This window comes from Paracoccus versutus (assembly GCF_029909795.1).
GTDB lineage: Bacteria > Pseudomonadota > Alphaproteobacteria > Rhodobacterales > Rhodobacteraceae > Paracoccus > Paracoccus versutus.
In genome coordinates this window covers 540,335-564,316 of sequence record NZ_CP038196.1, presented here as the reverse complement: position 1 = coordinate 564,316, position 23,982 = coordinate 540,335, and the positions used below count along the sequence as shown (strand labels likewise).

At 68.0% G+C, this 23,982-nt stretch carries 28 protein-coding genes and 1 pseudogene; 11 read left to right on the top strand and 18 right to left on the bottom strand.

The window, feature by feature from the left end; all coding sequences use genetic code 11:
- The first annotated feature begins 8 nt into the window (after nucleotides 1-8).
- From kdpB to E3U25_RS02720, 4 genes are read left to right on the top strand one after another with little or no spacing between them, the layout of a single operon-like run.
- Entirely contained in the window at nucleotides 9-2,033 is a 2,025-nt protein-coding gene (gene kdpB, locus E3U25_RS02735) for a potassium-transporting ATPase subunit KdpB (protein ID WP_116221268.1), read from the top strand.
- A 12-nt stretch (nucleotides 2,034-2,045) separates the two neighbouring features.
- Complete coding sequence (gene kdpC / locus E3U25_RS02730) at nucleotides 2,046-2,624, top strand: potassium-transporting ATPase subunit KdpC (protein ID WP_116221269.1); 579 nt, start codon at nucleotides 2,046-2,048, stop codon at nucleotides 2,622-2,624.
- Nucleotides 2,625-2,632: 8 nt separating this feature from the next.
- Nucleotides 2,633-5,320: a sensor histidine kinase gene (locus E3U25_RS02725; protein WP_116221270.1), complete on the top strand. Its 2,688-nt coding sequence runs from the start codon at nucleotides 2,633-2,635 to the stop codon at nucleotides 5,318-5,320.
- Nucleotides 5,317-6,000, top strand: a complete 684-nt coding sequence (locus E3U25_RS02720; protein ID WP_116221271.1) for a response regulator — start codon at nucleotides 5,317-5,319, stop codon at nucleotides 5,998-6,000. Before E3U25_RS02725 ends, E3U25_RS02720 begins: the two co-directional genes overlap by 4 nt.
- 311 nt (nucleotides 6,001-6,311) lie before the next feature.
- Here E3U25_RS02720 and E3U25_RS02715 read toward each other — a convergent pair whose 3' ends face one another.
- The 9 genes and pseudogenes from E3U25_RS02715 to E3U25_RS02675 form a co-directional block, all read right to left on the bottom strand.
- The gene (locus E3U25_RS02715; RefSeq protein ID WP_072463914.1) at nucleotides 6,312-6,614 is read right to left on the bottom strand and encodes a TFIIB-type zinc ribbon-containing protein; all 303 of its coding nucleotides are present in this window, start codon (nucleotides 6,612-6,614) and stop codon (nucleotides 6,312-6,314) included.
- Nucleotides 6,615-6,902: 288 nt separating this feature from the next.
- Entirely contained in the window at nucleotides 6,903-7,256 is a 354-nt protein-coding gene (locus E3U25_RS02710) for a DUF2200 domain-containing protein (protein WP_116221272.1), read from the bottom strand.
- Nucleotides 7,257-7,570: 314 nt separating this feature from the next.
- Nucleotides 7,571-7,735: pseudogene (locus E3U25_RS02705) on the bottom strand (H-NS histone family protein); the annotation flags it as partial.
- A gap of 78 nt (nucleotides 7,736-7,813) precedes the next feature.
- Nucleotides 7,814-8,245: an SAM-dependent methyltransferase gene (locus E3U25_RS02700; RefSeq protein ID WP_072463899.1), complete on the bottom strand. Its 432-nt coding sequence runs from the start codon at nucleotides 8,243-8,245 to the stop codon at nucleotides 7,814-7,816.
- A 5-nt stretch (nucleotides 8,246-8,250) separates the two neighbouring features.
- Nucleotides 8,251-8,661 carry a VOC family protein gene (locus tag E3U25_RS02695; RefSeq protein WP_036761387.1) on the bottom strand — a complete coding sequence of 137 codons (411 nt, stop codon included), beginning with the start codon at nucleotides 8,659-8,661 and terminating at the stop codon, nucleotides 8,251-8,253.
- Nucleotides 8,662-8,694: 33 nt separating this feature from the next.
- Nucleotides 8,695-9,540, bottom strand: coding sequence for an aminoglycoside 3-N-acetyltransferase (gene aac(3), locus E3U25_RS02690; protein ID WP_116221273.1), 846 nt, complete (start codon nucleotides 9,538-9,540; stop codon nucleotides 8,695-8,697).
- A gap of 4 nt (nucleotides 9,541-9,544) precedes the next feature.
- On the bottom strand, nucleotides 9,545-9,952 hold the full coding sequence (locus E3U25_RS02685) for a cupin domain-containing protein (RefSeq protein WP_116221274.1): 408 nt from the start codon (nucleotides 9,950-9,952) through the stop codon (nucleotides 9,545-9,547).
- Between the two features lie 108 nt (nucleotides 9,953-10,060).
- On the bottom strand, nucleotides 10,061-10,702 hold the full coding sequence (locus tag E3U25_RS02680; RefSeq protein ID WP_116221275.1) for a Vgb family protein: 642 nt from the start codon (nucleotides 10,700-10,702) through the stop codon (nucleotides 10,061-10,063).
- A 9-nt stretch (nucleotides 10,703-10,711) separates the two neighbouring features.
- A complete protein-coding gene (locus E3U25_RS02675) occupies nucleotides 10,712-11,980 on the bottom strand; it encodes a helix-turn-helix domain-containing protein (protein ID WP_425355723.1) in 1,269 nt (422 codons plus the stop codon).
- 17 nt (nucleotides 11,981-11,997) lie between these two features.
- On the opposite strand from E3U25_RS02675, the gene E3U25_RS02670 reads away from it, so the two are divergent.
- The 3 genes from E3U25_RS02670 (at nucleotide 11,998) to E3U25_RS02660 (ending at nucleotide 14,021) form a co-directional block, all read left to right on the top strand.
- On the top strand, nucleotides 11,998-12,231 hold the full coding sequence (locus E3U25_RS02670; RefSeq protein WP_116221277.1) for a hypothetical protein: 234 nt from the start codon (nucleotides 11,998-12,000) through the stop codon (nucleotides 12,229-12,231).
- A gap of 2 nt (nucleotides 12,232-12,233) precedes the next feature.
- Nucleotides 12,234-12,920, top strand: a complete 687-nt coding sequence (locus E3U25_RS02665) for a DUF899 domain-containing protein (protein ID WP_116221278.1) — start codon at nucleotides 12,234-12,236, stop codon at nucleotides 12,918-12,920.
- A 312-nt stretch (nucleotides 12,921-13,232) separates the two neighbouring features.
- Complete coding sequence (locus E3U25_RS02660; RefSeq protein WP_116221720.1) at nucleotides 13,233-14,021, top strand: phytanoyl-CoA dioxygenase family protein; 789 nt, start codon at nucleotides 13,233-13,235, stop codon at nucleotides 14,019-14,021.
- 97 nt (nucleotides 14,022-14,118) lie between these two features.
- On the opposite strand, the gene E3U25_RS02655 is transcribed toward E3U25_RS02660, so the two are convergent.
- The 4 genes from E3U25_RS02655 to E3U25_RS02640 all read right to left on the bottom strand — a co-directional run bounded on the left by E3U25_RS02655 (nucleotide 14,119) and on the right by E3U25_RS02640 (nucleotide 16,529).
- Nucleotides 14,119-15,495, bottom strand: coding sequence for a Do family serine endopeptidase (locus E3U25_RS02655; protein ID WP_116221279.1), 1,377 nt, complete (start codon nucleotides 15,493-15,495; stop codon nucleotides 14,119-14,121).
- Between the two features lie 99 nt (nucleotides 15,496-15,594).
- Complete coding sequence (locus E3U25_RS02650; RefSeq protein WP_116221280.1) at nucleotides 15,595-15,960, bottom strand: SPW repeat protein; 366 nt, start codon at nucleotides 15,958-15,960, stop codon at nucleotides 15,595-15,597.
- A 36-nt stretch (nucleotides 15,961-15,996) separates the two neighbouring features.
- Entirely contained in the window at nucleotides 15,997-16,170 is a 174-nt protein-coding gene (locus tag E3U25_RS02645; RefSeq protein WP_181180950.1) for a hypothetical protein, read from the bottom strand.
- A gap of 107 nt (nucleotides 16,171-16,277) precedes the next feature.
- On the bottom strand, nucleotides 16,278-16,529 hold the full coding sequence (locus tag E3U25_RS02640) for a hypothetical protein (protein ID WP_208861533.1): 252 nt from the start codon (nucleotides 16,527-16,529) through the stop codon (nucleotides 16,278-16,280).
- 30 nt (nucleotides 16,530-16,559) lie between these two features.
- Here E3U25_RS02640 and E3U25_RS02635 point away from each other — a divergent pair, with 30 nt between their 5' ends.
- The 4 genes from E3U25_RS02635 to arsH are packed head-to-tail and all read left to right on the top strand — an operon-like array spanning nucleotide 16,560 to nucleotide 19,137.
- Entirely contained in the window at nucleotides 16,560-16,919 is a 360-nt protein-coding gene (locus E3U25_RS02635; RefSeq protein WP_116221281.1) for an ArsR/SmtB family transcription factor, read from the top strand.
- Between the two features lie 2 nt (nucleotides 16,920-16,921).
- Complete coding sequence (arsC, locus tag E3U25_RS02630; protein WP_116221282.1) at nucleotides 16,922-17,347, top strand: arsenate reductase (glutaredoxin); 426 nt, start codon at nucleotides 16,922-16,924, stop codon at nucleotides 17,345-17,347.
- Between the two features lie 12 nt (nucleotides 17,348-17,359).
- Entirely contained in the window at nucleotides 17,360-18,433 is a 1,074-nt protein-coding gene (gene arsB / locus E3U25_RS02625) for an ACR3 family arsenite efflux transporter (protein WP_116221721.1), read from the top strand.
- The gene (gene arsH / locus E3U25_RS02620; RefSeq protein ID WP_116221283.1) at nucleotides 18,430-19,137 is read left to right on the top strand and encodes an arsenical resistance protein ArsH; all 708 of its coding nucleotides are present in this window, start codon (nucleotides 18,430-18,432) and stop codon (nucleotides 19,135-19,137) included. The genes arsB and arsH overlap by 4 nt, the downstream gene beginning before the upstream one ends.
- Before the next feature lie 575 nt (nucleotides 19,138-19,712).
- Here the strand turns inward: arsH and E3U25_RS02615 are convergent.
- The 5 genes from E3U25_RS02615 to ureG are packed head-to-tail and all read right to left on the bottom strand — an operon-like array spanning nucleotide 19,713 to nucleotide 23,980.
- Nucleotides 19,713-21,257, bottom strand: a complete 1,545-nt coding sequence (locus E3U25_RS02615; protein ID WP_116221284.1) for an ABC transporter substrate-binding protein — start codon at nucleotides 21,255-21,257, stop codon at nucleotides 19,713-19,715.
- A 39-nt stretch (nucleotides 21,258-21,296) separates the two neighbouring features.
- Nucleotides 21,297-22,019: an urease accessory protein UreF gene (locus E3U25_RS02610; protein ID WP_072463412.1), complete on the bottom strand. Its 723-nt coding sequence runs from the start codon at nucleotides 22,017-22,019 to the stop codon at nucleotides 21,297-21,299.
- Nucleotides 22,016-22,543, bottom strand: coding sequence for an urease accessory protein UreE (locus E3U25_RS02605; RefSeq protein ID WP_052095812.1), 528 nt, complete (start codon nucleotides 22,541-22,543; stop codon nucleotides 22,016-22,018). The genes E3U25_RS02610 and E3U25_RS02605 overlap by 4 nt, the downstream gene beginning before the upstream one ends.
- 10 nt (nucleotides 22,544-22,553) lie before the next feature.
- Complete coding sequence (locus E3U25_RS02600) at nucleotides 22,554-23,369, bottom strand: urease accessory protein UreD (protein ID WP_036752936.1); 816 nt, start codon at nucleotides 23,367-23,369, stop codon at nucleotides 22,554-22,556.
- Complete coding sequence (gene ureG, locus E3U25_RS02595) at nucleotides 23,366-23,980, bottom strand: urease accessory protein UreG (protein WP_036752934.1); 615 nt, start codon at nucleotides 23,978-23,980, stop codon at nucleotides 23,366-23,368. Before ureG ends, E3U25_RS02600 begins: the two co-directional genes overlap by 4 nt.
- Between the last annotated feature and the right edge of the window lie 2 nt (nucleotides 23,981-23,982).

The window sequence follows — 23,982 nt, the reverse complement described above, 5'->3', positions numbered from 1 at the left end:
CAACAGACATGTCCCCCGACATCACCGCCCGATCCGGGCTTTACGGCACGGCGTTCAGGGCATCCTTCCGCAAGCTTCAGCCCCGCGCGCTGATGGGCAACCCGGTGATCTTCGTCACTGCCGTCACCGCCGCGCTGACCACCGTCCTGTCGCTGCGCGACCTTGCCCTCGGGGCCGAGGGCGCAGGCATCGGCCTGCAGGTCGCCTTCTGGCTATGGCTCTGCGTGCTCTTCGCCAATTTCGCCGAGGCGCTGGCCGAAGGCCGGGGCAAGGCGCGCGCCGACAGCCTGCGCGCCACCAAGGCGGAAACCGTCGTCAAGCTGATGGCGCATGCGGACGATCCGGCACCGCGCCAGGTTCCCTCCTCGGGCCTGCGCGCCGGGCAGATCGTGCTGGTCGAGGCGGGCGACCTGATCCCGACCGATGCCGAGGTGATCCGCGGCGTCGCCTCGGTCGATGAAAGCGCCATCACCGGCGAAAGCGCCCCGGTGATCCGCGAATCCGGCGGCGACCGTTCCTCGGTCACGGGCGGCACGCGGATCGTCTCGGACCATCTGGTCATCCGCATCACCGCCGAGCCGGGCAAGAGCTTTCTCGACCGCATGATCTCGCTGGTCGAGGGGGCCGAGCGCCAGAAGACCCCGAACGAGATCGCGCTGAACATCCTGCTGGCCGGGCTGACGCTGATCTTCCTGTTCGTGACCGTCACGCTGGAGCCCTTTGCGCGCTATTCGGGCGTCGTCATTCCCGTCATCACCCTGGCCGCGCTGTTCGTCACGCTGATCCCCACGACCATCGGCGGGCTGTTGTCGGCCATCGGCATCGCCGGCATGGACCGGCTGGTGCGCGCCAACGTCATCGCCAAGTCGGGTCGCGCGGTCGAGGCGGCAGGCGACGTGGACACGCTGCTTCTGGACAAGACCGGCACCATCACCTTCGGCAACCGCATGGCCGACGCCTTCGTCCCGGCGCGCGGCACCGATGAGCGCGGGCTGGCAATGGCGGCTTTCCTGGCCTCGCTTTCGGACGAAACGCCCGAGGGCAAATCCATCGTCGAACTGGCCAAAAAGCTGCTGAAGGACGTGACCCGCATCCCCGAACCGGGGGCCGAGCCGGTGCCGTTCTCGGCCCAGACCAGGCTGTCCGGCGTCGATTTCTCCGGCACGCGGCTGCGCAAGGGCGCCGTCGATGCGATCGAGCGCTTCACCGGGCAGAAGGCCGACGCCGCCCTGCACGCCCGGATCGAGGAGATCGCGCGCTCGGGCGGCACCCCGCTGCTGGTGGCCGAGAACGAGCGCATCCTGGGCGCGATCCACCTCAAGGACGTGATCAAGCCCGGCGTGCGCGAACGCTTTGCGGAACTGCGGGCCATGGGCATCCGCACGGTGATGATCACCGGCGACAACCCGCTGACCGCCGCCGCCATCGCCGCCGAGGCCGGGGTGGACGATTTCATGGCCGAGGCCACGCCCGAGATGAAGCTGGACTACATCCGCCGCGAACAGGCCGGCGGCCGGCTGGTGGCGATGTGCGGCGACGGCTCGAACGACGCGCCGGCGCTGGCGCAGGCCGATGTGGGCGTGGCGATGAACTCGGGCACGCCCGCCGCCAAGGAGGCCGCAAACCTGATCGACCTCGACAGCGACCCGACCAAGCTGATCGAGGTGGTGATGGTGGGCAAGCAGCTGCTGATCTCGCGCGGGGCGCTGACCACCTTCAGCCTGGCCAACGACGTGGCCAAGTATTTCGCCATCCTGCCGGCGGTCTTCGTCGCCGCCTATCCGGGCTTGGGCGTGCTGAACGTGATGGGGCTGGAAAGCCCGCAAAGCGCCATCCTGTCGGCGGTGATCTTCAACGCGCTGATCATCGTCGCGCTGATCCCGCTGGCGCTGCGCGGCGTCGGATACCAGCCCGCCAGCGCGGCGGCCCTGCTGCGGCGCAACCTGACCATCTATGGCCTCGGCGGCCTCGTCGCGCCCTTCGTCGGCATCAAGCTGATCGACATGGGCGTGACCGCGCTGGGGCTGGCATAGGGAGAGCATGCCATGATGACGCATATCCGCCCGGCTCTGGCCATGCTGGTGGCGATGATCCTGCTGACCGGGCTGGCCTATCCGCTGGCGATGACCGGGCTGGCCCGCGCCGTGGCGCCCGGCCTGTCGCAAGGCAGCCTGGTCGAGCGCGACGGCCGGATCGTCGGTTCGGCGCTGGTCGGCCAGCAATTCGCCGGGCCGGGCTATCTGCACCCGCGCCCCTCGGCGGTGGATTACGCGACCATGCCCGGCGGCGCCTCGAACCTCGGCCCCACCTCGGCCCAACTGAAAGAGCAGGTCGCGGGGCGCCGCACCGCCTATGAGGCCCAGAACGGGACCGGCGCGCCGGAGGACGCGGTGACGGCTTCCGCCTCGGGCCTCGACCCCGACATCTCGCCCGAGAATGCGCAGGCCCAGGCCGCGCGCATCGCCGAGGCGCGCGGGATCGACACCGCCATCGTGCAGCAGATCATCCGGCAGCATGTCACGCGCCCGCTTTGGGGGCTTTACGGCCAGTCGCGGGTGAATGTCCTGCGAACCAACCTGGCGCTTGACCTTGCCGCGCCCATGCCGCCTGCTGGGGCGGACTGAGGAAACCGATGTCTGAGCCCCGCCGCCCCGAACCCGAGGCCCTGCTGTCCGAGGCCCGCCGCGAGGGCCGCGGGCGGCTCAAGGTCTTTCTGGGCGCGGCGCCGGGGGTGGGCAAGACCTATGCCATGCTCGAGGCCGCGCGGCTGCGTGCGGCCGAAGGCGTCAAGGTGCTGGTCGGCGTGGTCGAAACCCATGGCCGCGCCGAGACCGAGGCGCTGCTGCGCGGGCTGGAGGTGCTGCCGCGCCGCCGCGTCATCCACAGCGGCCGCATCCTGCACGAGATGGACACCGATGCCCTGATCGCCCACCGCCCCGACCTGGCGCTGATCGACGAGCTTGCGCATTCCAACCTTTCCGGCGGTCGGCACGAAAAACGCTGGCAGGATGTCGAGGACGTGCTGGCGGCGGGGATCGACGTCTATACCACGCTGAACGTCCAGCATGTCGAGACGCTGAACGACACCGTCGCCCGCATCACCGGCGTCCGCGTGCGCGAGACAGTCCCCGACCGCGTGCTGGAAATGGCCGACGAGATCGAGCTGATCGACCTGCCGCCGGACGAGCTGATCGCCCGGCTGCGCGCGGGCAAGGTCTATGTCCAGGACCAGGCCGCGCGCGCGGTGGCGAATTTCTTTGCCAAGGGCAACTTGACCGCGCTGCGCGAACTGGCCATGCGCACCGCCGCCGACAGGGTCGACGCCCAGTTGCAAGAGCATATGGCCACCAATGCCATCGCCGGGCCATGGCCGACGCAGGAGCGCATCCTGGTGCTCTTGCCCGAGGGCGCGGTCGGCCGCGACGCCATCCGCATCGGCAAGCGTTCGGCCGACCGGGCGCGGGTGGAATGGTTCGTGCTGGCGCTGACCAGCCTGCGCGACGAACAGAACCGCCGTGCCGATGGCCAGGACGAGACCGGGCCGGCGCTGCGGCTGGCGGAAAGGCTGGGCGCCGATATCTCGACCTTGCAGGTCGAGGGGGATGCGGTCTCCGAGGTGCTGGATTTCGCCCGGCGCCAGAACATTCGCCGGATCATCCTGCCGCGCCCACCCGCGCGGCCATGGCTGGCACGGCTGCTGCCCGATGCGCGGGAACGTTTCCTTGCCGGCCTGACAAGGCGCGCCACCGATTTCGAGCTGACCCTGGTCGGCGACGAGGCCCGCGCCGGCCGGAAACGGCACGCTCCGGCCCTGCCCGACCTGCCGCACGGCCTGCGTCTTGCGGGCATCGTCATCGCGGTCGTGGCCGGCGCCAGTCTGGTCGCGATCTCTGCCGACCGGCTGTTTCCGGTCCTCAGCTTGTCGCTGATCTATATGACGGCGGTGGTTTCCGTTGCCGCATATTTCGGCCTCTGGCCCTCGGTCGCGACGGCGGTCCTGAGCTTTCTGACCTACAATCTTCTCTTTACCGAACCGCGCCTGACGCTTCACATCTGGAGCCGGGGCGAATTCCTGACGCTGGTGCTGTTCCTGGCCGCCTCGATCCTGACCGGCAACCTGGCCGCGCGGCTGCGCAGCCGCGTCATCGCGCAGCGGGCCATCGCGGACCGGACCCGCAAGCTTTACGATTTCTCGCGCAAGGCGGCCGGGGCGGCCTCTTTCGACGATGTGGTCTGGGCGGCGGTCAGCCATGTGGCGACGGTGCTGGAATGCGAATCGATCCTGCTGGTCCCCGACGAAGGCGGCGCGCTTGCCATAGCCGGCGCCTTTCCGCCCGAGGACCGGCTGGAACCGCGAGAGCGATCGGCCGCGCAATACGCCTTCGACCATGGCGAGCCGGCCGGGCGCGGGTCGGGAACGCTGCCGGCCTCGCGCTGGCTGTTCCTGCCGCTGTCCGGGGCCGAGCGGCGCCTCGGCACGCTGGGCATCGCCTATGAGGACGGGCGCGAGCCCGGCCCCGGCGACCGCCGCCTGCTCGAGGCGCTGGCCGATCAGGTGGCGCTGGCGCTGGAGCGCATCCGCCTGTCCGAGGATCTGGCGCAAAGCCGCGTCACCAGCGAAACCGAGCGGCTGCGCAGCGCGCTGCTGTCCTCGGTCAGCCACGACCTGCGCACGCCGCTGGTCTCGATCCTGGGCGCCGCCGAGGGGCTGGACCAGCCCGGCCTTGGGCCCCAGGGGCGCGACATCCTGGTCGAGACCATCCGCGAAGAGGGCGAGCGGCTGGACCGCTATATCCAGAACCTGCTCGACATGACCCGGCTGGGCCATGGCGCGCTGCGCCCGAACGCGGTGCCGACCGACCTGCGCGAACTGGTGGGCGCGGCGCGGCACCGGCTGCGCGGGCCGCTGCGCGACAACCCGGTCATGGTGACCATCCCCGAGGACATGGCGCCCGCCCATGTCGATCCGATCCTGATCGAGCAGGTCGTGGTCAACATCCTGGACAATGCGCGCAAATATGCCGGTCCCGGCACGCCGATCCGCATTTCCGCAAGCACCCATGGCGCCCGTGCCACCCTGGCGATCGAGGACGAGGGCCCCGGCCTTCCCCCCGGCGCGTCGGGCCATGTCTTCGACATGTTCTGGCGCGTGGGCCAGGGCGACGGCGGACAGGGCGGCACCGGCCTCGGCCTTGCCATCTGCAAGGGAATCGTCGAAGCCCATGGCGGCACGATCCGGGCCGAGCCGGTGCATGGCGACGGCCGCGGCACCCGGATCGCGATCGACCTGCCGCTGACAAACCCGGAGCTGACCCATTGAGCGCCGCCCGCATCCTCATCGTCGAGGACGAAACCCCGATCCGCCGCTTCCTGCGCGTGGCGCTGGAGGCCGAGGGGCATCTGGTCTCGGAGGCCGCGACGGCGCATGAGGGGGTGGCCCTTGCCGCCAAGGAGGCGCCGGCGGCGATCATCCTGGACCTGGGCCTGCCGGATGCCGACGGGATCACGGTGCTGAAGCGGGTGCGCGAGTGGTCCGCGGTGCCGGTGCTGGTCCTGTCCGTGCGCAGCGACGAGGCCGGCAAGATCGCCGCCCTCGACGCAGGCGCGCAGGACTACGTCACCAAGCCCTTCTCGACCGGCGAGCTGCTCGCCCGCCTGCGCGGCCTTCTGCGCGACCGCGCGGCCGAGGCGGCGACAGCGGTGCTGACCCTTGGTTCGCTGTCGATTGACGCGGCCGACCACCGGGCAAGCCTGGCGGGCGAGGACCTGCACCTGACCCGCAAGGAATTCGACCTTCTTTGGCTTCTGGCCACCCATGCCGGCCGGCTGGTCACGCAGGACATGATCCTGCGCGCCATCTGGGGCCCGGCCCATGCCGGCGACAGCCAGTATCTGCGCGTCTATATCCGCCAGCTCCGCGCCAAGCTCGGCGACGATGCCGCCGACCCCCGCTGGATCTTCACCGAACCGGGCGTGGGGTATCGGCTGGCCGAGGGCTGAGACGAGCCGCTGGCCCGGCCGCATCCTGAAACGCAATCTGCATGCCCAATTCCACCGTTCGCAGGAGCGGCGGACTTTGCGTTTACGACGAGCTTGACCCGGCTACGCTGACGTGGCGCGGAATATCCGCGCCGCATTCCCACGCCGCGCGGGTCGGGGCCCGCGGGTTCTGCCCACGACATTCAGGCCCACGACATTCAGGATAGGTGGCAAAGGCTCGCCAACCCGGCCCCCGCCCAGATAGCCGCATGGCGGGATACATTCTTTGTGGATGAAACCCGAGGTGCGGACGCGGCCGGGGAAGCCAGGCGTCAGAAATCGAAGAGATCCCCGAGAAAGCTCTCACGCCGTTTGGGCTTCCTGCCATACCCACGGTCATCGTCCGCAGAGGGATGGCGAGAAAGGTCGCGCCGGTCATCTCTTCTGTCGCGATCCTGAAGCGGCCGACGGTCGCGTTCCGAATCCATGGGCGCGGTTGCCTGTGCCGCGCGCTCGATGATCTTGTCGAGTTCCCCGCGATCCAGCCAGACCCCACGGCATTTGGGACAGTAGTCGATTTCTACGCCCCCGCGCTCGGCAATCACCAGCGTCTCGTCGTCTATCGGGCATTTCATTTTGTGTTCCTCGATGGGGCTGTCGGAGAACTTAAGATGTGCTCCGTGGCGCGAGTACACAAGGCCACATTGAACCGTTGCGCGGAGATCGATCACGACAGGCTGCCAGAGGATGATACACGCCACCTGCGACTGCAGCTCGCTACGCCGGCAGCATCCTCATGACCCGGCGACTGGTCAAGCGAACAGACGGAACGCTCAGAGAATGACGCGGACAGATACCGGAAAAGGCCGCCAGCCAGCGGCATGTCGCCGGACAAGATGTTAACAGCCGTGCCAGTGGGCGGCTCACCCTTTCCGCAGGATCTTCTCCATCCGCTTTCCCTTCGCCAGTTCGTCGATCAGCCTGTCCAGATAGCGGATCTCCCGCATGAGCGGGTCCTCGATCTCCTCCACCCGGATGCCGCAGACCGTGCCCTTGATCAGGAAGCGCGCCGGGTTCATGCGCGGGGCCTCGGCAAAGAAGGTCTCGAAATCCGTTTGGTCGTCCAGCCGGGCCGCCAGTTCCTCCGGGCTATAGCCGGTCAGCCAGAGGATGATCTCATCGACCTCGGCCCTGGTCCGGCCCTTCTTCTCTGCCTTCGCCGCGCAATGCGGATAAACGCTGGCGAAACTGGTGGTGAAGATCCTGTGCCTGGTCATCTCGCCTCCTGACCGAACCGCCCCGGCGCATCGGGCCATGTCCAGAGCCCCTCGTCAGCCAGGATCGCATCCACGACCGCTTCCGCCTTTGGCCGGGCACTCGGGTTGTCGCCCATCCCCCTGTATTGGGTCTCGATGTCGACCAGGAAAGCGACGACATCGTCACGCGGCGTTCCCCTGCGCAGTTGGGATGCCGCCGCGATCAGATAGCTGTCGTATTCGTCCGCGAAGGACAGGTTGGCCTCGTCCTCCCGCCCGGCCGGCTTTCCGGGTCCAGCAAGCCGATGGGATCCCAGAGCGACCAACCGATATCGTGCGAGATCGCTCAAAGAAAGGCCGTGCTGCTTTGCCACCGTTTCCGCCGCTGCACGGGCCTCGGCCTTGCGGCGATCCTCGAAAGAAGCAATGGCCTTCGCCACGTTCTTTTCCAGCTGCTTCAGTTCGGCCAGCGACAAGGCATTCAGGTCGATATCGGCCATAAGCGTCCCCTGTTGTTATGCCGCTCGTTTAATTCAGCAGGGGTTCAGCGGCGATTCCCGCGCTCAATCCATAGCCCGTTACCTGTCCAGCCTGATCTCCCGAACCGGATGCCCCGTGTCGATGAATAGCCGCCCCGCCGGTTTCAATGCGGCCCGCACTCGTTCAAGGGCGCGTTGCCCGATCTCCGGCTGGCGGCCGTCCAATGCTCCGACACGCATCGCGAAGGCGATGTCGAAGGGCGCTTCATCGGACAGCAGTTCGAAATCCTCGATTGCCACCTGCCGGAACCGCAGGCGGCCCGAGGCGATCTCGGGTTTCGATCCGGCCACCGCGCTGTCGATCGCCCTGGCCGAGCGGTCGATGGCCAGGACGAAGCCGTTGCCGATGCGGCGGCAGACCTCGCGGGCCGCCACGCCGGGGCCGCAGCCGATCTCCAGCACCCGATGGCCCGGCACCAGCGGCAGGGCGTCCACGAAACACGCGATGCGGTTCGATATCCGCGGGGCCATGCGCCTCAGCCCTTGTCGGTGACCTTCGGCCACCAGGTGCCGAAGCACCACAGGTTGCCCTCGGGATCGCGGCAGATGAATTCGCGGCTGCCGTAGTCGCGGTCGGTCAGCCCCTCCTCGATCACCGCGCCGGCGGCCTTGGCACGGGCGAACATCGCGTCAGCGTCATCCACGGCGATATAGAGCGACTTGCCGCCCTGCCCCGACGGCTGGCCCACCATCCCGCCATAGGCGTCGTCCCTGTCGTCGCCGCACATGATCATGGACGAGCCGAAGGCCAGTTCGGCATGGGCGACCTTCTCGCCATCCATGTATTTCGCATGGGTGGTGAAGCCGAAGGCCCTTTCCAGCCAGTCGATCATCGCCGCCGCGTCGCGGAAGCGGAAGGTCGGGTAGATGCGCGGAGCTTCCATCATGCGTTCCTCCTGTCAGATTGGGGCCATGCCCGGTCAAATGTCTCGGCCGTCACGACGCATCTGCGGATACGCCACCGATCCGAACTGCCGCTCGAGCCAGTCGACACCAAAGGCGACGATATCCCGTGCGTCGAACAGATGGCAGTGCGCGGCGCCGACCACGCCCTCGCGGTGCCGGCCCGTCTGGACATAGGCGCGGGCAATGGTCTCGACCGCATCCGGCTGACCCTCGGCCGCGAAGCAATCGAGGATGCCGTTCGAGTCGAAATCCGTGGCCGCTTCCCAGATGGTCCGGCCATCCGGGCCCAGCATCGGCATCTCGTAGCTGACGCGGCGCTTGCCGGGGATGTCGGCGACGGCCTCGGCATAATGCAGCACGGTCACCGCATCGAGCGGCGCCCCCAGCAGCAGGGTCTTGCCGCCAAGGCGCACGAAGCGCTCCAGCGGCGAGCCCTCGCCCAGGGCCTGGCCCAGCCGGTGCGGTTCGACCAGGGTGCCGGCCAGCGGGCCGACCGCGATCATCGAGGCATCCGGGTGGGCGCTGCGCCGGGCCGCCGGCAGCGCCGCAAGAAACTGGTTCAGCAGGCCGAAGCCGCGATATGTCCCGGCGGTCCGGGGATCGAAGGCGGGCCAGTCGCGGCGCAGGGCCTCGTCCATGCGAGCGCCGTTCAGGGTTTCCTCATAGGGCGAGCGGTCCCAGGAGGCATATCCCATCACCGTGCCGCCCGGCCCCACGGCATCCATGAGCGCCTGGGCGACCCCGGCTGCGCCACCCTCGACCGGGCCGAGCGCCTTCAGCGAGGCGTGGACCATCACCAGATCGCCCGGCTGCAGGCCAAGCCGCCGAAGATCCGCCGTGATCGAGGACTTGCCGCGCATGACCCTACGGATTGTCCCTGAACCAATCCACGATGGCGGGCATGTCGCGCTCGAACCCGCCGGGGATGAAGACGTTCAGGACACCGACGCGCTCGGCGGTGCGGTTCCTGAAGTCATGCGTCGTCCCGGCCGGGATGCGCAGGAACGTCCCTTGCGGCGCGTCCAGCCAGTCCTCCCCGGCAAGGAAGCTGACCGTGCCGGCAATCACGTAGAAGATCTCGTCATTCACTTCATGCGCATGCGCGCCCGGCCCGTCGGCGCCGGGCTCCAGCCACCATTCCGAGACGCTGTAGCGCGCAGCCGTCTCATCCTCGTCGGCCTTGAACACCGCCGTCATCCGGCCGAGTTCATAGCACCGTCCCTCGCCCGGCGGCAGGTGCAGGACACCCTTGCCCGCGTGTTCGTCGCTCATCGCTGCCTCCCGGTGGCTGATGGAAAGGACCCCGACAGCATAGCCCGCCGAGGCCCCGCTGTCAGGTTCCGAGCGAGGGGCCGGTTTGCGCAGCAAGAACCGAAGGCCCTATGTCGCGTCCTGATCCGCCTTGCGCAGAACGACCCTCAACTTGCCGCTGCTGCCGCCGCCGCAGAAGAACCGCGCGCCGCCATCCGATTCCAGCCCCGAGACCCCGGTGCCCGGCGGCATCTCCAGCCGTTCCAGCACTCCGCCGGTGGCGGGGTCGATGCGCCGGATGTCGCTTTCCTCGCCCTGCCAGGTGCCGTGCCAGAGCGCGCCCTCGATCCAGGTGACGCCAGTGACGAAGCGGTCGCAGTCGATGCTGCGCAGCACCTTGCCGGTCTCGGGATCGACCTGGTGGATGCGCCGCCCGCGATGCTGGCCGACCCAAAGCGAGCCCTCGGCCCAGGCCAGCCCGGAATTGCCGCCCTCCGGCGCGGGAATGGTCGCCAGAACCTCGCCGCTCTCCGGGTCGATCTTGCGGATGACCGGCCCGGCGATCTGGAACAGATGCCGGCCGTCGAAGGCCGTGCCGGCATCGGCGGGGATCTCCAGCGCGCCCACCAGCTCGCCGCTGTCGGGGTCGAGTGCGTGCAGGTGTTCACCGCTGGCGAACCAGACCTGCCTTCTGTCGAAACTGACGCCATGCACCTCCTCGATCCCCGGAAAGGGGCCGTATTCGCGGATGATTTCGGCCATGCGTTTCATGCATCCACCCTAACGCATCGGCAGCGGCGCCGGGAGTAACAAGCTTGTCGGGAAACCCGGCACGGTTCGCGCGACCCAGCGCCGGGCGCGGCCGTGGCCCAGCCATTCGACCCTGCCGGCCCGCTCCAGCGCCTTGAGCCCGCGCTGCACGCTGCGCGGGCTGACATCCAGCGCCAGGGCCAGCGCCGAACTCGACCAGGCCTCGCCATCGGCCAGCAGGGCCAGCAGCCCGGCATGATCACCCTCGACCGGCGGGGCCAGCACGGCGACCCTACGCCCGACGTACGGCTCCAGCACAAAGCCCCGGCCCGTCGCGCTGATCCCGGCCAGCGGGGCGAGGTGTTCGCGCAGCCGCCCGATCTCCACCCGCAATCTTGCCCGATGCGACTCGTCGGCATGGCGGGCGCGAAAGGCACGCGCGAGCAGGGTTTCGCGCGGCACGTCGCCGGGCCATGCTTCGGCCAGCGCGCGCAGCAGCGCCATCAGCACCGGCCGCCCGGCCAGTGGCACCAGCATCGCGCCGCCGCGCAGAAGGTTGCGGCAGGCATCGACCAGCAGCAGGTCCGAGCCGATCAGCGCCTCGACCCCGGACAGGTCCAGCATGGTCTCGCGCCCGCTTTCGATCAGCCGCCCGGCCGGGGCGTCGAAGGCGGCGCGCGCCTGTGCGACCTCGGCCGCCAATGCAGCGATGCCCGTCTGATGCGCGGCACGGGCGGCCCGGTCCAGCGCGGCCCGCGCATCGCCGGCCCGGATGCGCCGCATGGCGATGCCGGCGGCGACCAGCCAGCAGCCGGGACGCGAGGCCGGGGGCAGCGCGGCGGCATCCAGCCCCTCAAGCACCGCCTCGGCCTGATCGAGACGCCCGGTCAGCAGCAGCAGCCGGGCCTGCAGGTAGCCGGCATGGGCGGCGTTCGCCCAGTCGCCTTGCGCCGCAAGCGCGCCTCGCGCCGTGCCAAGCGCCCGCTCCAGACCGCCCAGGTCGCGCGTGACCAGCGCGATTTCCGCCGCGGCCAGCCGGCAGCGGGCGCGGGCCAGGGGATCGGCACCCAACCCTCGCGCGGCGCGGCGCAGCAGGTCCCGCGCCCGGTCGAGATCGCCCAGCTGCGCCATGGCGATGCCGCGCAGCGCCAGCGCCGGCGGATCGTCGCGCAGGGCGACCCGCTTCAGCGCCGTCAGCGCATCCCCCGCCGCCAGCGCCTGCGCCGCTGCCGCAATCCCGTCATCCTTGTTACTCACGCCCGGATGCCGCCCCGTCCTAGAGTCGTTGCTGCAAAGCATCGGACGGGAGGCCCGGAATGACAACGCCCAGGGCAAAACCCGACCCGGCCCGCTGGCTGGCCCTTGCGGCGGCGCCCTGCTTCGCCGTCATGGCCTGGATCACGGCGGCCTCGCCCGCGCTCTGCCTGTCCGGGCCCGGTCCGCTGCCGCTGTACGGCATGACCATGATGTATCTGCTGATGGCCCTGTTCCACCTGCCGCCCTGGTTACGGCTGATGGCAGGCCAAGACCAAACCCGGAAAGGAGACTGACCATGACCCAAGCCATCGTTTCCCGCGAGGAATGGCTGGAGGCCCGCAAGGCGCTGCTGGCCCGCGAACGCGACATGACCCATCAGCTCGATGCGCTGCGGGCCGAGCGGCGGCGGATGCCCTGGGTCCGCATCGACAAGCCCTATCGCTTCATGGGGCCCGACGGCGAGGTGACGCTGGGCGACCTGTTCGGGACCCGCAGCCAGCTTGCCATCTATCACTTCATGCTGACGCCGGGTTCGGATCATCTCTGCTCGGGCTGTTCCTTCGTCGTCGACCATGTCGATGCCGCCCGGCAGCATTTCGAGCAGGCCGACCTGGCCTTCGCCGCCGTCTCGCGCGCGCCGATCCGACGGATCGAGGAGGTCCGACGGCGCATGGGCTGGCGCTTTCCCTGGCTGTCGTCGGACGACGGCGATTTCAACTACGATTTCGGCGTCTCGTTCACCGAGGAGGATCGCGCGGCCGGCCGGGCGATCTACAACTACGGGACGGTGATCGAGAGGAGCCCGGACATGTTCGGGGTCAGCATCTTCGTGCGGCAGGACGGCGTCCTCTTCCACAGCTATTCCACCTATCATCGCGGCGTGGAACTGCTGATGGGCGCGTTCAACTGGCTGGACCTGACCCCAAAGGGCCGCAATGAAAACGGCGCCATGAGCTGGCTCAGGCTGCATGACCAATACTGAGCCGGGCGCAGAGGATCAGGGCGGGCGATCACTTCCCGGCGCTCTGGACGATATCAGGGCATCTGTCCTGACGATGGGCTGGGGTGCCTGCTGGCCGGGCAATGAATGCCCCTCGATAACCGCGAGCAGGGGAAACAGGTCGCAAGCGGCCAGGGGACACGGCTTGCAGCCCCCGGCTGCCCGCCCTAAATTCCGACCATGATGTTCATGTCCACATTCTTCCCGCTGATCTGACCGGCCCTGCCGCCGGTGCTTTCGCGCCATCAGATCGACACGGCGCCCGCGATTGGGGCGCCAAGCGGAGAATGCGTGATGACCAATCCCGAACCCACCGGCCTGACCAAGCATCAGGTTCAAAGCTTCATCGAGGACGGCTTCGTCAGGATCGACGGCGCCTTCCCCACCGACCTCGCCCAGCAATGCCGGGACGAGTTGTGGGCGGCGACGGGCCTCTCGCCCGACCGGCCCGAGGGCTGGACGCGACCCGTCATCCGGATCGCATCGATGTCCACGCCCGCCTTCGTCCAGGCCGCCAACACCCCGCTGCTGCATCGGGCCTATGACCAGCTTGCCGGGCCGGCGCGCTGGCTTGCGCCGCAAGGGCTGGGCAGTTTCCCGATCCGCTTCCCCTCGCCCATCGCCCCCGGCGACGATGGCTGGCATGTCGACATGAGCTTCGGCGACAGCCCGGATTTCATGGAGTGGCGGGTCAATGTCAAAAGCAGTGGCCGCGCGTTGCTGATGCTGTTCCTGTTCTCGGATGTCGGGCCCGGCGATGCACCGACCCGGATCAGGCGGGGCTCCCACGCCACCATCGCCCGCGAGTTGCTGCCCTATGGCACGGCAGGCGCGACGCTGCAGCAATTGTCGGCGAACGGCTATGCCTCGACCGAGACCTGCCCCGAGGCACTGGCGACGGGCGCGGCGGGCACGGTCTATCTGTGCCATCCGTTTCTGGTCCATGCGGCGCAACCGCACCGGGGGACAAGACCCCGCTTCATGGCGCAGCCTCCCTTGCTGCCAAGAGCCGAGTTCGACCCGGCCTTGCCGCCCTCGCCGGTCCAACTCGCCATCCGCAGGGCTTGCGGGCCGGCGTTCTGAAGCCGGCAAGGTCCGGGGCTGCGTCAGATGAGCGACGCCCAGGCATCGGTGACGACACGCTGCGTCTTCCCGGTCCTCTCCATGCCACGGCCGTCGTTCACCTTGCGACCATGAAAAGACGGTTGCCGTCGCGGATCAGTTCCAGCGCCACGATGGCACGACGGCCGGCAAGCATGTCACGCAAATCCGCGACCGATGAAACCGGCGTCCGGTTGACGGCGACGATCATGTCGCCGCGGCGCAGACCGACCCATGCCGCAAGGCTGTCCGGCTCGACGCTGTCGACCGTGATCCCGGCACTGCCCGCCCGGCGCGCCTCCTCCGCCGAGGCGTTGCGCAACCGGGCGCCATCCAGCGGCGTGCCAGCGAAATCACCGGAGGAGGTGGCTTCGGCGGTGATGGACAGGTCGACTTCCTGCTCATCCCCCTCGCGCCTGACCGTCAGGCGAATGGTGCTGCCGACGGGCGTCAGGCCCAATCGGTTGCGCAGATGCGTGGCGCCCTGCACCGGCACCTCGTCGATGGCGGCCACCACGTCCCCCGTCTTCAGCCCCGCCTTCTCGGCAGGCGAGCCGGGCTCGACATTCGCGATGACCGCGCCGTGGATGCCGCCCAGCTCCAGCGCCTCGGCCAGATCGGGCGTCAGGTCGTGCATGCCGATCCCCAGCCTGCCGCGCCGCACCTCGCCATGCTTGATCAGCTGCTGCATCACGGCGACGGCCATGTTGCTGGGCAACGCGAAACCGATACCGATATTGCCCCCCGCCGGGGTCAGGATGGCGGTGTTGATACCGACCAGCCTGCCGTCCAGCGTCACCATCGCGCCGCCCGAATTACCCGGGTTGATCGAGGCGTCGGTCTGGATGAAATCCTCATAGCCCTCGCGGCTGATGCCGCTGCGTCCCAGCGCGCCGACGATGCCCGAGGTCACCGTCTGGCCCAGGCCGAAGGGGTTGCCGATGGCGGCGACGAAATCGCCGACCTGAAGGCGGTCGGAATCGCCGATCTCCAGCGCGACCAGATCCTCGGCCTCGATTCGCAGCAGGGCGATTTCCGTGGCCTGGTCGGCGCCGACGAGTCCGGCCCGGAACTGGCGCCCGTCCTTCAGCGTGACGCTGATCGCGCTGGCCTCGGCGACGACGTGGTGATTGGTCAGCACATAGCCGTTCTGGGCGTCGACGATCACGCCGGAGCCGGCGCTCATCTGCCGCCGCATCGGCGGGTCGGGAAGATCGAAGAAACGGCGGAAATAGGGATCGTTGTAAAGCGGGTTCGATACCGCCGGCGTTTCCGAGACGACCGCGATATTGACCACCGCCGGGGTGACGCGCGACAGCATCGGGGCGATGGTGGGAATGCCGCCCGCCGCCTCGGGCATGGGTTGGCCGACAGCCGCCGGGGACGGCGCGACCAGCGCCAGGATCGTGCACAGCGTGATGGCAGCCGCGCGCAGTCGGAGGATTTTCATCGACATCGGCAATTTCCGTTTGATCGGTGGTGGATTTCCTTTCCCGCCCGAGACCAGACGGAGAACGTGAAAACGGCCCGGCGGGTTGCCGGGCCGTTCGGGACGTCACGCTGTCGAATAGGGCCGGTCGTCGCCCGACCACAGGCTGACGCCTGCCAGGATCGCGACGACCAGACCGGCGATCACATGCACCCACATCGCCGCCGCGAGGGTCGCGAAGCCCAGAACCCAGGGCGCGATCACCGCCCAGAGGCCAAGGGCGGCATTGGCCCATTCCTCAAGCCTGTGGAACGCGAAGAGCGCGGCCAAGGCGATCAGCGTCATCGCGGCCCCGATGATCCAGGCGTTCCCCGCCGCGGCGGTCTCGGCCGCGAAGCCGAGATACCAGGGCGACAGCAGAAGACCGAGACCGGCAACGACATTGGCGATGTCGAATGCCGTCCGGCGATCGAGAGACAGGGATTTCAGCATCGTTCACTCCTCCTTGTCGGTTGCTTGGTGATCCCGTCAATGGACCTTCCCTTGCGGGGGAAGGCTGGATGCGGCGGCGGGCCCGGGCGGCGGCAGGGCTGCCCGGCCTGCTTCGGGCGGGATCGCTGCGATCTCATCCCGCGTCAGCAGCCCCGCCGCGATCTCGTGCAGCGCCAGTTCTGCAGGGCTGGCGCCCGGCATGTCGAGCATCGCCCCGGCGCCCTGAAGCAGCGCCCTGCTGCGGCCAGCGTCAGGGCGAACCTGTCCGGCCGCACCTTCTGGCAATCAAGCACGACGAGCGGGTCCATGGCCGCACCTCATGCCGCCTTCCGCGCGCCGGAAGCGGCCCGCCCCGCCGCCTTGCGCTCCAGCGCCAGCAGCGCCTGCCGGGCCTCGGCCAGATACGAGGGCCGGCCGTTCTCGGGCATGCCCTCGTTGGTCGCCTGGTCGATCAGATATTCGGTCCAGGCTCGGTTCGTCAGGATCCGGCGCCTGACCCCCGCGGATTCCCCGAGCAGCCATCGTCGAGACACACCTGCTGGCTTGACACCCCCAAGTCTCACCTTCATTATATCAACATATCTTGAGAGGTTGATTCGATGGAGGAGCAACGCGCCCTTGCCGGCTTCGCGGCCCTGTCGCAGGAAACCCGGCTGCGCATCGTCCGGCTGCTGGTCAAGGCCGGGCCGGAGGGCATGGCGGCCGGGGCCATCGGCGAGGCCCTGGGGGACGCGACCACTTCGCGGCTATCCTTCCACCTGACCCACCTCGAACATGCCGGGCTGATCCGGTCCCGGCGCGAGGGGCGTTTCATCATCTACAGCGTTGTCTTCCCGACACTGGCGGGGCTGATCGAATTCCTGATGCGCGATTGCTGCGACGGCCATCCGGAAATCTGCGCGCCGGTCGCGGCCGCGCTGGATTGTGCCTGTGACCCCACTTTGACCCGAGAGACCTGAGCATGGATGTCGTCATTTACCACAACCCCGACTGCGGCACCTCGCGCAACGTCCTGGCCATGATCCGCAATGCCGGGATCGAGCCGCATGTGGTGGAATACCTCAAGACGCCGCCCACGCGCGCGATGCTGGAGCGGCTGATCGCCCGGATGGGCATCGCACCTCGCGCGCTGCTGCGGGAAAAGGGCACGCCCTATGCGGAGTTGGGCTTGGACGACCCGGCACTGCCCGACGCGGCGCTGATCGAGGTGATGCTGGCGCATCCGGTGCTGATCAACCGGCCCATCGTGGTCAGCCCCAGGGGGGTGCGGCTCTGCCGGCCCTCGGAGCAGGTGCTGGACCTGCTGCCGCCGCAGCGCGCCGCCTTCAGCAAGGAGGACGGCGAGTCGGTGGTCGATGCCCAGGGCAACCGCATCCGCTCGGCCTGAAAGGAACAGATGATGACCCTCGACAGCCCGGCCCGCCGGCTCTCCTTTCTCGACCGCTACCTGACCGTGTGGATCTTCGCGGCCATGGCGTTCGGCATCCTGCTGGGCACCGTGTTCACCGGCCTGCCGGATGCGCTGAACGCCATGGCGGTCGGCTCGACCAACATCCCCATCGCCATCGGGCTCATCCTGATGATGTATCCGCCGCTGGCCAAGGTGCGTTACGAGGACCTGCCCCAGGTCTTTGCCGACAGGCGCGTGCTGGTGCTGTCGCTGGTGCAGAACTGGCTGATCGGGCCGGTGCTGATGTTCGCCTTAGCGGTGATCTTCCTGCGCGACAGCCCCGAATACATGACCGGGCTGATCCTGATCGGCCTGGCGCGCTGCATCGCCATGGTGCTGGTCTGGAACCAGCTGGCGCGGGGCGACGGGCAATATGTCGCCGGGCTGGTGGCCTTCAACGCGATCTTCCAGATCCTGTTCTTCTCGACCTACGCCTGGCTGTTCCTGACCGTGCTGCCACCCCTGTTCGGGTTGCAGGGCAGCGTGATCGAGGTGGGCTTCTGGACGGTGACGGAGGCGGTGCTGATCTATCTCGGCATTCCCTTCGCCGCCGGCTTCCTGACCCGGCGCCTGCTGATCCGGCGCCGGGGCGAGGAGTGGTATCAAAACGTCTTCCTGCCGAAGATCAGCCCGATCACGCTGGCCGCGCTGCTGTTCACCATCGTCGCGATGTTCAGCCTGAAAGGTGGCGATGTCGTGCGCCTGCCACTCGACACCGTCAGGATCGCCGTGCCGCTGGTGCTCTACTTCGCCATCCAGTTCGTCGTCAGCTTTGCCATGGGGCGGCTGATCGCGCGTGACTATCCCCGCACCACCGCCATCGCCTTCACCGCCGCCGGCAATAACTTCGAGCTGGCCATCGCCGTCGCCATCGCCGCCTACGGCCTCGCCTCGCCCGTGGCCTTCGCCACCGTGATCGGCCCGCTGGTCGAGGTGCCGGTGCTGATCCTTCTGGTCAACGCCGCCCTGTGGCTGGGCCGCCGTTGGTTTCCCGAAGCAACCCCGCAAGAGGCCCGCGCATGATCCCCGACCTGCCGAACCTGTCGCCCGACTGCCTGCGCGCGCCCGCGATCCCAGCCATCCCCCGCGCGACGCATCCGCCGCGCATCCTGCTGCTCTACGGCTCGCTGCGCGAACGCTCCTGCAGCCGCTTCGCCACGCTGGAGGCCGAGCGCCTGCTGCGGCATTTCGGCTGCGAGACGCAGGTGTTCCACGCCAACGGCCTGCCGCTGCCCGAGGATGCCGAACCGTCGCATCCCAAGGTGCAGGAACTGCGCGACCTGTGCCTGTGGTCCGAGGGCCAGGTCTGGACCAGCCCCGAACGCCACGGCGCCATGACCGGGGTGATGAAGGCGCAGATCGACTGGATTCCGCTGTCGATGGGAGCGATCCGGCCGACGCAGGGCCGCACGCTGGCGGTGATGCAGGTCTCGGGCGGCTCGCAAAGCTTCAACGCGGTGAACCAGATGCGGGTGCTGGGCCGCTGGATGCGGATGCTGACGATCCCGAACCAGTCCTCGGTCGCCAGGGCATGGCAGGAGTTCGACGAGGCCGGGCGCATGCACCCGTCGAGCTATTACGACCGCATCGTCGACGTGATGGAGGAACTGGTGAAGTTCACCCTGCTGACCCGCGACCTCTCGGCCTTCCTGACCGACCGCTACAGCGAGCGCAAGGAAGGCGCGGTGAAGCTGGAAGCACGGCTGAACCTCAAGGCCGCGACGTGAGGCTGAGGATGCGCGATATCGGCTGGGGGCTGATCGCGAGATGCAACCGGATCGTGCCGTGAAGAGCTGCTGATCAGGTCTGAACCGGGTATGGAAGGCTCAAGGCCCGACCTGCTGCATTAGCAGGCTGGTGAAAAAGTCCTTGCGACAGGACAGCGCGGGCGGGGAACCGGGAAATCCGCCTCAAATTTGCCGAGAACGCCCCATTTTCGGGCCGATATTAGCTGGATCCAGAACGATTTCCGCTGCGTCGCCCTCTCAAAATCCTTTTTCAGCAGCCTGTTAAATAATCAATCTTGCTGCCGAGCAGTTGATGGGTAAGGAGGCGGGCGCCAAGACCGCCGCCGACTACGATGAGAAGCCCACTGAGCGGCAACAACTCTCATGACTCGGACTGGCAGACTTGGGCCTGCAGCTAGGGTTGTACATCCCCCGCCTACATCCCGAATACTGTTTCCCTCGTCCCTCGAACCGCCGTCTCGTCCATCCGATATCGCGGATGTATCTTTTATCGTCCATGCGGTTCCGTGCAATAATTACCTACGACAGTTTGTCGGGTTTGGACAAATCAGCTGCTAATCGAGATCGACTCCACGCAGATCGTGCCAGCATTGGTTTATGGAAACCAATCCCTTCACCCGGGCCGAAAGCGCGACCATGCCCCGCCGCGTGTTCAGAAGCGGCAAAACCGGCAGTTCTTCCATAACCCGCCGACCGGCTTCCCGATAAAGCCGCAGGCGTTCGGCCCCCGCGAGCGTTCCTGCTGCGCGATCAAGCAATTCATCGAGAAGCGGATCGGATGCATAACCCGCATTGAATCCGACAGGCGAGGCGTTGCGGCTGTGCAATACCTGCCGCAGCCAAAGATCGCTGGACATCGCCCAGCTCATCTCGCTGAAAGAGATGCCGGATGCCGCGCCCTGCCGCCACTCGTTGCAATAGCCGACCCAGTCGGGACGAAGCGTAACCTTCAGCCGGATGCCGACCGCGGCGAGGTTCTGTTCCATCTGCCGGTAGATCGCGCCGGGATCGAGCTGGGCCGAGCCTGCGCGCGCGCCCAGGGCATGAAGCGTCAGCCCTTCTGCCGCGCCCGCCTCGGCAAGCAGAGCGCGGGCACGATCCGGATCGTAGGGATACAGATCCCCGGCCTGCGGATCATGGGACGGCGAGCCGGGAGGCAGCATGCCGAATGCCGGAACCGCGGCACCCGGAAACAGTTTTGCGCACAAGGCTTCACGGTCAATCGCATGGGCAATCGCGCGGCGGACCCTGATGTCGGCCATCTGCGGATCGCGCAGATTGAAGACCAGATACCAGATGTATGGCGGATGGTATTCCGGAATGGTGAAGCCCTGCGCAGCCAGTTCTTCGAGATCGGCGCCCTCGAGGCTATAGGCCATATCCACCCGCCCCTCGGCCAGAGCCCGCAGTCGGTCGCCCAGATCGGGAAAGGGCAGAAAACGTATCCCCGAGAGCCGTGGCCGACCGCCCCAGTAATCGTCGTTCCGCACCAGTTCCACCCCCGAACCATGGGGCGTGTCAAAGCGCCGATGAAAGCGGAACGCGCCGGTTCCGGGCGCGCGGTCGGCGCATCCGTCGGGACCGAAACGCTTCAGCGCCAGCGGGCTGACCAGCGACTGCGCGCCAGGCGCATCCTCTTGCGTCATGTAGCGCAGGAATTCCGGCGACGGCTCTCTGAGCGTGATTTCGACCGTCAGGGAATCGACTGCCCGGACCTTCGCGATCAGCTCTGCCGCCGCGCGGTTCAGATCGGCCGCTTCATGCGAAAACATGGGCGATTCCGGATCGCAGAACCGGGCGTAGTTCAGAACCACGGCTTCGGCATCGAGCAGCGCGCCATCGTGAAAGCGGATGCCGGGGCGCAGACGGAACAGGAACCGGCGGGCGTCGTCCGAGACGTCGCAGCTTTGGGCCAGGCGCGGGACGATTGCGGTCGGCTGGCCCGGACTTGCCGGAGCAGCGTCGAAATCGTCCTCCATCAGGCTTTCATGGGTCTGCTGGACCACGCGACCGGTATTCCAGCCGCCAAAGGACCGGGGCGGGTCGATCCCGTCCACCTCCCAGTCCAGCGCCACGCGCAGAACATCTCTCTCATCCATTCCCATCACTCCGTGCCGGCCCCTGCTTCGTTGCGGTACTCATGTGGCGAACAAGCGACCGTGGTCCCGCGCATGGCGCATGGCGGCCGTCTCGATCACGGCAGCCGCGCTGCATTCCATCTCGTCCAGCGCGGTCGCCAGGGCGATCCGGCTGGCCGCCAGGATCTCGGGCGCGAAACCGGCGAGCACCGCCTGCGACGCCGCCGCAGGCACGATGTCCAGGCGCACCGCCGCCGACAGGATCATCGTGGCGATGCCACGCAGTTCCATCAGAACCGCAGCCGGGCGGGAAACGCCGCAGGCCGCCGAGGTTGCCGCCGAGATCACCGCCAGATGGCCGGGACTGCGGCCCGTGGCGATGGCACCCGCATAATCCGCCAGCACCGCGTCGCGCGACAACGAGGGTGCGAGCACCGCCAGCCTGCGACCGCATCGGCGAGAGGCCGCCTGTGCTGCATCGGTCAGCTTCAGGCAATCGAGCCGGGCGTCGATGGCCAACAACCGGGCCTCGTCCCCGGATGTCAGGGCCTGATGCGCAAGGGATGCCGCCGCCCCGTCGCAGCGGGCGCCCCCCTGCATCAGTGCCGAGACAACGATCTGCCGGAGGCGTCTTTCGTCGGGCACCCGGCCGTCGCGCAGCAGGCGCTCCAGTCCCAGGGCATGGGCGTGCCGCCCGATGGGCAGGGCGGTGTCCGACAGCTGCATCAGGGCCAGCAACGCCGGGCCATCCGCCAGCGCGCCAGACGTCGTGTCATGGGTCATTCTGCGTGATGGTGGTGGTGATGATGACGCGGACGGTCCGCCGGATGATCGTGCCCGGCCCCCGCGCAGACAGGCGGGGCATCCGCCGCAAAGGGTATGCGCGCGAAACGGATATGCGCGGGGTCGATATTGTGCGCCAGCAGCGGGCGTGCGGTCAGTTCGGGGGTCTCGGTCACGGGAACGATGACTTCGCGGCCCCGCAACTCACAGGGGGCGTGGCGATTTCCAAGGGCATGCCCGACCCGGAACGCCGCCAGAATATCGGTTTCGGACAGGGTGACGATCATCACCTCTTCCGGCAGGCGGGCCACGGTCAGGATACGGGTTCCGTCATCGTCCAGAACCGCGCCATCCGACAGCCAGCCTGGCTTTTGCAGGTCGATGCCGACATCGGCGCCCGCTTCGCTGGTCCTGCGAAGCCGGCGCCGGCCCGCATCGGCGGCGGCGATCCATATCCTGTCCCGCCGCCGGTGGCGAAAACGCGTTTCATCGGCATGACCCAGGATTTCACCAACGATCAGCATGATCTTTCCTTCATTTTCTAAGGACAGGCGCCGGACGGTTCCTCATCCGGCGCCTTGCCGCGTCCCAGGCCCGGTGGCTGGCCGCGCGCAATGCTGGAGCATCCGCGGCAAGAAAGCGCGCGACGACGCCGTAACCCGATGCCAGCGGGGCCGCGCCGCCGAAGGCCCCCTGCGTGCCGTCAAGCGAAGCAGCGATGTCGGCGGCCAGAGCCACGGAATCCACCTGCGCGCTCAGGGCAAAAAGCGTTCCGACATAGCCCTCTTCGCCCAAGGCGCCTGCCAGGGCGGGATCGGCCTCTGCGGGGCAGAAGCGCGCGCCGTCGATCAGGATGTCGCGGCCCTCGCACGTCACGACCAGCCGCAGCAGGACAAGGGCATAGTCGTGCCGCTCGCCCCGCGCCACACGGCCCGGCGCCATGCTGTCCAGAAGGATCGCACTCGCATCCCTTTCCATCGCCAACCGGGTAATCTGGTGATGGCAGGCCCCTGCATGGGGGATGACCATGTCCGGCACGGATTCCAGAAAACCGTTCCGCGCCACGGAAATACGGGTCGTCTGCACCGAGAGGACGTCCCCCTGCAACCGCGTCGCGGCGGGTGTCGAGAGGCAGAGTTCCGCCCCCTCATCCAGCCGGATATCGACCGACAGCCTGTCGCCGCCGAAGACCGATCCCGCGGCATTCTGGACATAGATCAGCGCCGTGTCCTCTTCAGCAAGGGGCAGGACCGCCGTCGTCGTCAGGGGATAGCATTGCCGCCGGCGGGCAAGCCGGGTCCGGCCCCCGCCATCCCGGACCAGATGCAGCGACAGATGCCCCTCGTTCATTCGGCGATCCTGTGGAACAGCGCGGATCGGGCGATCTCGTCGAAAACCGGGCGCACGCCCCGATCCCGGCGCAGATCGGTGAAGAGCGAGGGGCGACCCGGCCGCGCGGCGGCGACGTCCTGCCGGATCCGGTCCAGATCGGCATCGACATGCGGGGCCAGGTCGATCTTGTTCACGATCAGCAGGTCGGCACGCAGGACACCCAGGCCCCGCTTGCGCGGAATGTCGTCGCCAGCCGAGACGTCGATGACGAACGCCCACCAATCCACCAACTCGCTGGAAAAGGTCGCGGCCAGGTTGTCTCCACCGCTTTCGATCAGGATCAGGTCGGGGGAAAAGCGGCTTTCCAGATATTCCGCCGCCTCGATGTTCACCGAAGGATCCTCGCGGATCGCCGTGTGCGGGCAGGCCCCGCTTTCGACGCCCAGCACCCGGTCGGGGTCGATCAGGCCGGAACGGCGGACCCGTTCGGCATCCTCGGCAGTCACCAGATCGTTCGTGATCACGGCGACCGATACGCCCTCGTCCTGGCAGATCGGCAGCAAGCGTTCGACCAACCGGGTCTTGCCGCATCCGACCGGGCCGCCGATTCCGATCCTCACCGCCGCCATGT

Excerpts from the sequence above, each read along its gene's own strand:
- E3U25_RS02725 (WP_116221270.1), top strand. The coding sequence starts at position 2,633 with ATGTCTGAGCCCCGCCGCCCCGAACCCGAGGCCCTGCTGTCCGAGGCC.
- E3U25_RS02670 (WP_116221277.1), top strand. The coding sequence starts at position 11,998 with ATGACAACGCCCAGGGCAAAACCCGACCCGGCCCGCTGGCTGGCCCTT.
- E3U25_RS02645 (WP_181180950.1), bottom strand. The coding sequence starts at position 16,170 with ATGCTCGACATGCCGGGCGCCAGCCCTGCAGAACTGGCGCTGCACGAG.
- E3U25_RS02640 (WP_208861533.1), bottom strand. The coding sequence starts at position 16,529 with ATGAAGGTGAGACTTGGGGGTGTCAAGCCAGCAGGTGTGTCTCGACGA.
- E3U25_RS02605 (WP_052095812.1), bottom strand. The coding sequence starts at position 22,543 with ATGCTGATCGTTGGTGAAATCCTGGGTCATGCCGATGAAACGCGTTTT.
- arsH (WP_116221283.1), top strand. The coding sequence starts at position 18,430 with ATGATCCCCGACCTGCCGAACCTGTCGCCCGACTGCCTGCGCGCGCCC.
- E3U25_RS02685 (WP_116221274.1), bottom strand. The coding sequence starts at position 9,952 with ATGAGCGACGAACACGCGGGCAAGGGTGTCCTGCACCTGCCGCCGGGC.
- E3U25_RS02675 (WP_425355723.1), bottom strand. The coding sequence starts at position 11,980 with ATGCTTTGCAGCAACGACTCTAGGACGGGGCGGCATCCGGGCGTGAGT.
- E3U25_RS02665 (WP_116221278.1), top strand. The coding sequence starts at position 12,234 with ATGACCCAAGCCATCGTTTCCCGCGAGGAATGGCTGGAGGCCCGCAAG.
- E3U25_RS02635 (WP_116221281.1), top strand. The coding sequence starts at position 16,560 with ATGGAGGAGCAACGCGCCCTTGCCGGCTTCGCGGCCCTGTCGCAGGAA.
- E3U25_RS02600 (WP_036752936.1), bottom strand. The coding sequence starts at position 23,369 with ATGAACGAGGGGCATCTGTCGCTGCATCTGGTCCGGGATGGCGGGGGC.
- ureG (WP_036752934.1), bottom strand. The coding sequence starts at position 23,980 with ATGGCGGCGGTGAGGATCGGAATCGGCGGCCCGGTCGGATGCGGCAAG.
- E3U25_RS02650 (WP_116221280.1), bottom strand. The coding sequence starts at position 15,960 with ATGCTGAAATCCCTGTCTCTCGATCGCCGGACGGCATTCGACATCGCC.
- E3U25_RS02695 (WP_036761387.1), bottom strand. The coding sequence starts at position 8,661 with ATGATGGAAGCTCCGCGCATCTACCCGACCTTCCGCTTCCGCGACGCG.
- E3U25_RS02700 (WP_072463899.1), bottom strand. The coding sequence starts at position 8,245 with ATGGCCCCGCGGATATCGAACCGCATCGCGTGTTTCGTGGACGCCCTG.
- E3U25_RS02655 (WP_116221279.1), bottom strand. The coding sequence starts at position 15,495 with ATGTCGATGAAAATCCTCCGACTGCGCGCGGCTGCCATCACGCTGTGC.
- arsC (WP_116221282.1), top strand. The coding sequence starts at position 16,922 with ATGGATGTCGTCATTTACCACAACCCCGACTGCGGCACCTCGCGCAAC.
- E3U25_RS02615 (WP_116221284.1), bottom strand. The coding sequence starts at position 21,257 with ATGGATGAGAGAGATGTTCTGCGCGTGGCGCTGGACTGGGAGGTGGAC.
- E3U25_RS02610 (WP_072463412.1), bottom strand. The coding sequence starts at position 22,019 with ATGACCCATGACACGACGTCTGGCGCGCTGGCGGATGGCCCGGCGTTG.
- E3U25_RS02660 (WP_116221720.1), top strand. The coding sequence starts at position 13,233 with ATGACCAATCCCGAACCCACCGGCCTGACCAAGCATCAGGTTCAAAGC.
- arsB (WP_116221721.1), top strand. The coding sequence starts at position 17,360 with ATGACCCTCGACAGCCCGGCCCGCCGGCTCTCCTTTCTCGACCGCTAC.
- kdpB (WP_116221268.1), top strand. The coding sequence starts at position 9 with ATGTCCCCCGACATCACCGCCCGATCCGGGCTTTACGGCACGGCGTTC.
- E3U25_RS02680 (WP_116221275.1), bottom strand. The coding sequence starts at position 10,702 with ATGAAACGCATGGCCGAAATCATCCGCGAATACGGCCCCTTTCCGGGG.
- E3U25_RS02710 (WP_116221272.1), bottom strand. The coding sequence starts at position 7,256 with ATGACCAGGCACAGGATCTTCACCACCAGTTTCGCCAGCGTTTATCCG.
- kdpC (WP_116221269.1), top strand. The coding sequence starts at position 2,046 with ATGATGACGCATATCCGCCCGGCTCTGGCCATGCTGGTGGCGATGATC.
- E3U25_RS02715 (WP_072463914.1), bottom strand. The coding sequence starts at position 6,614 with ATGAAATGCCCGATAGACGACGAGACGCTGGTGATTGCCGAGCGCGGG.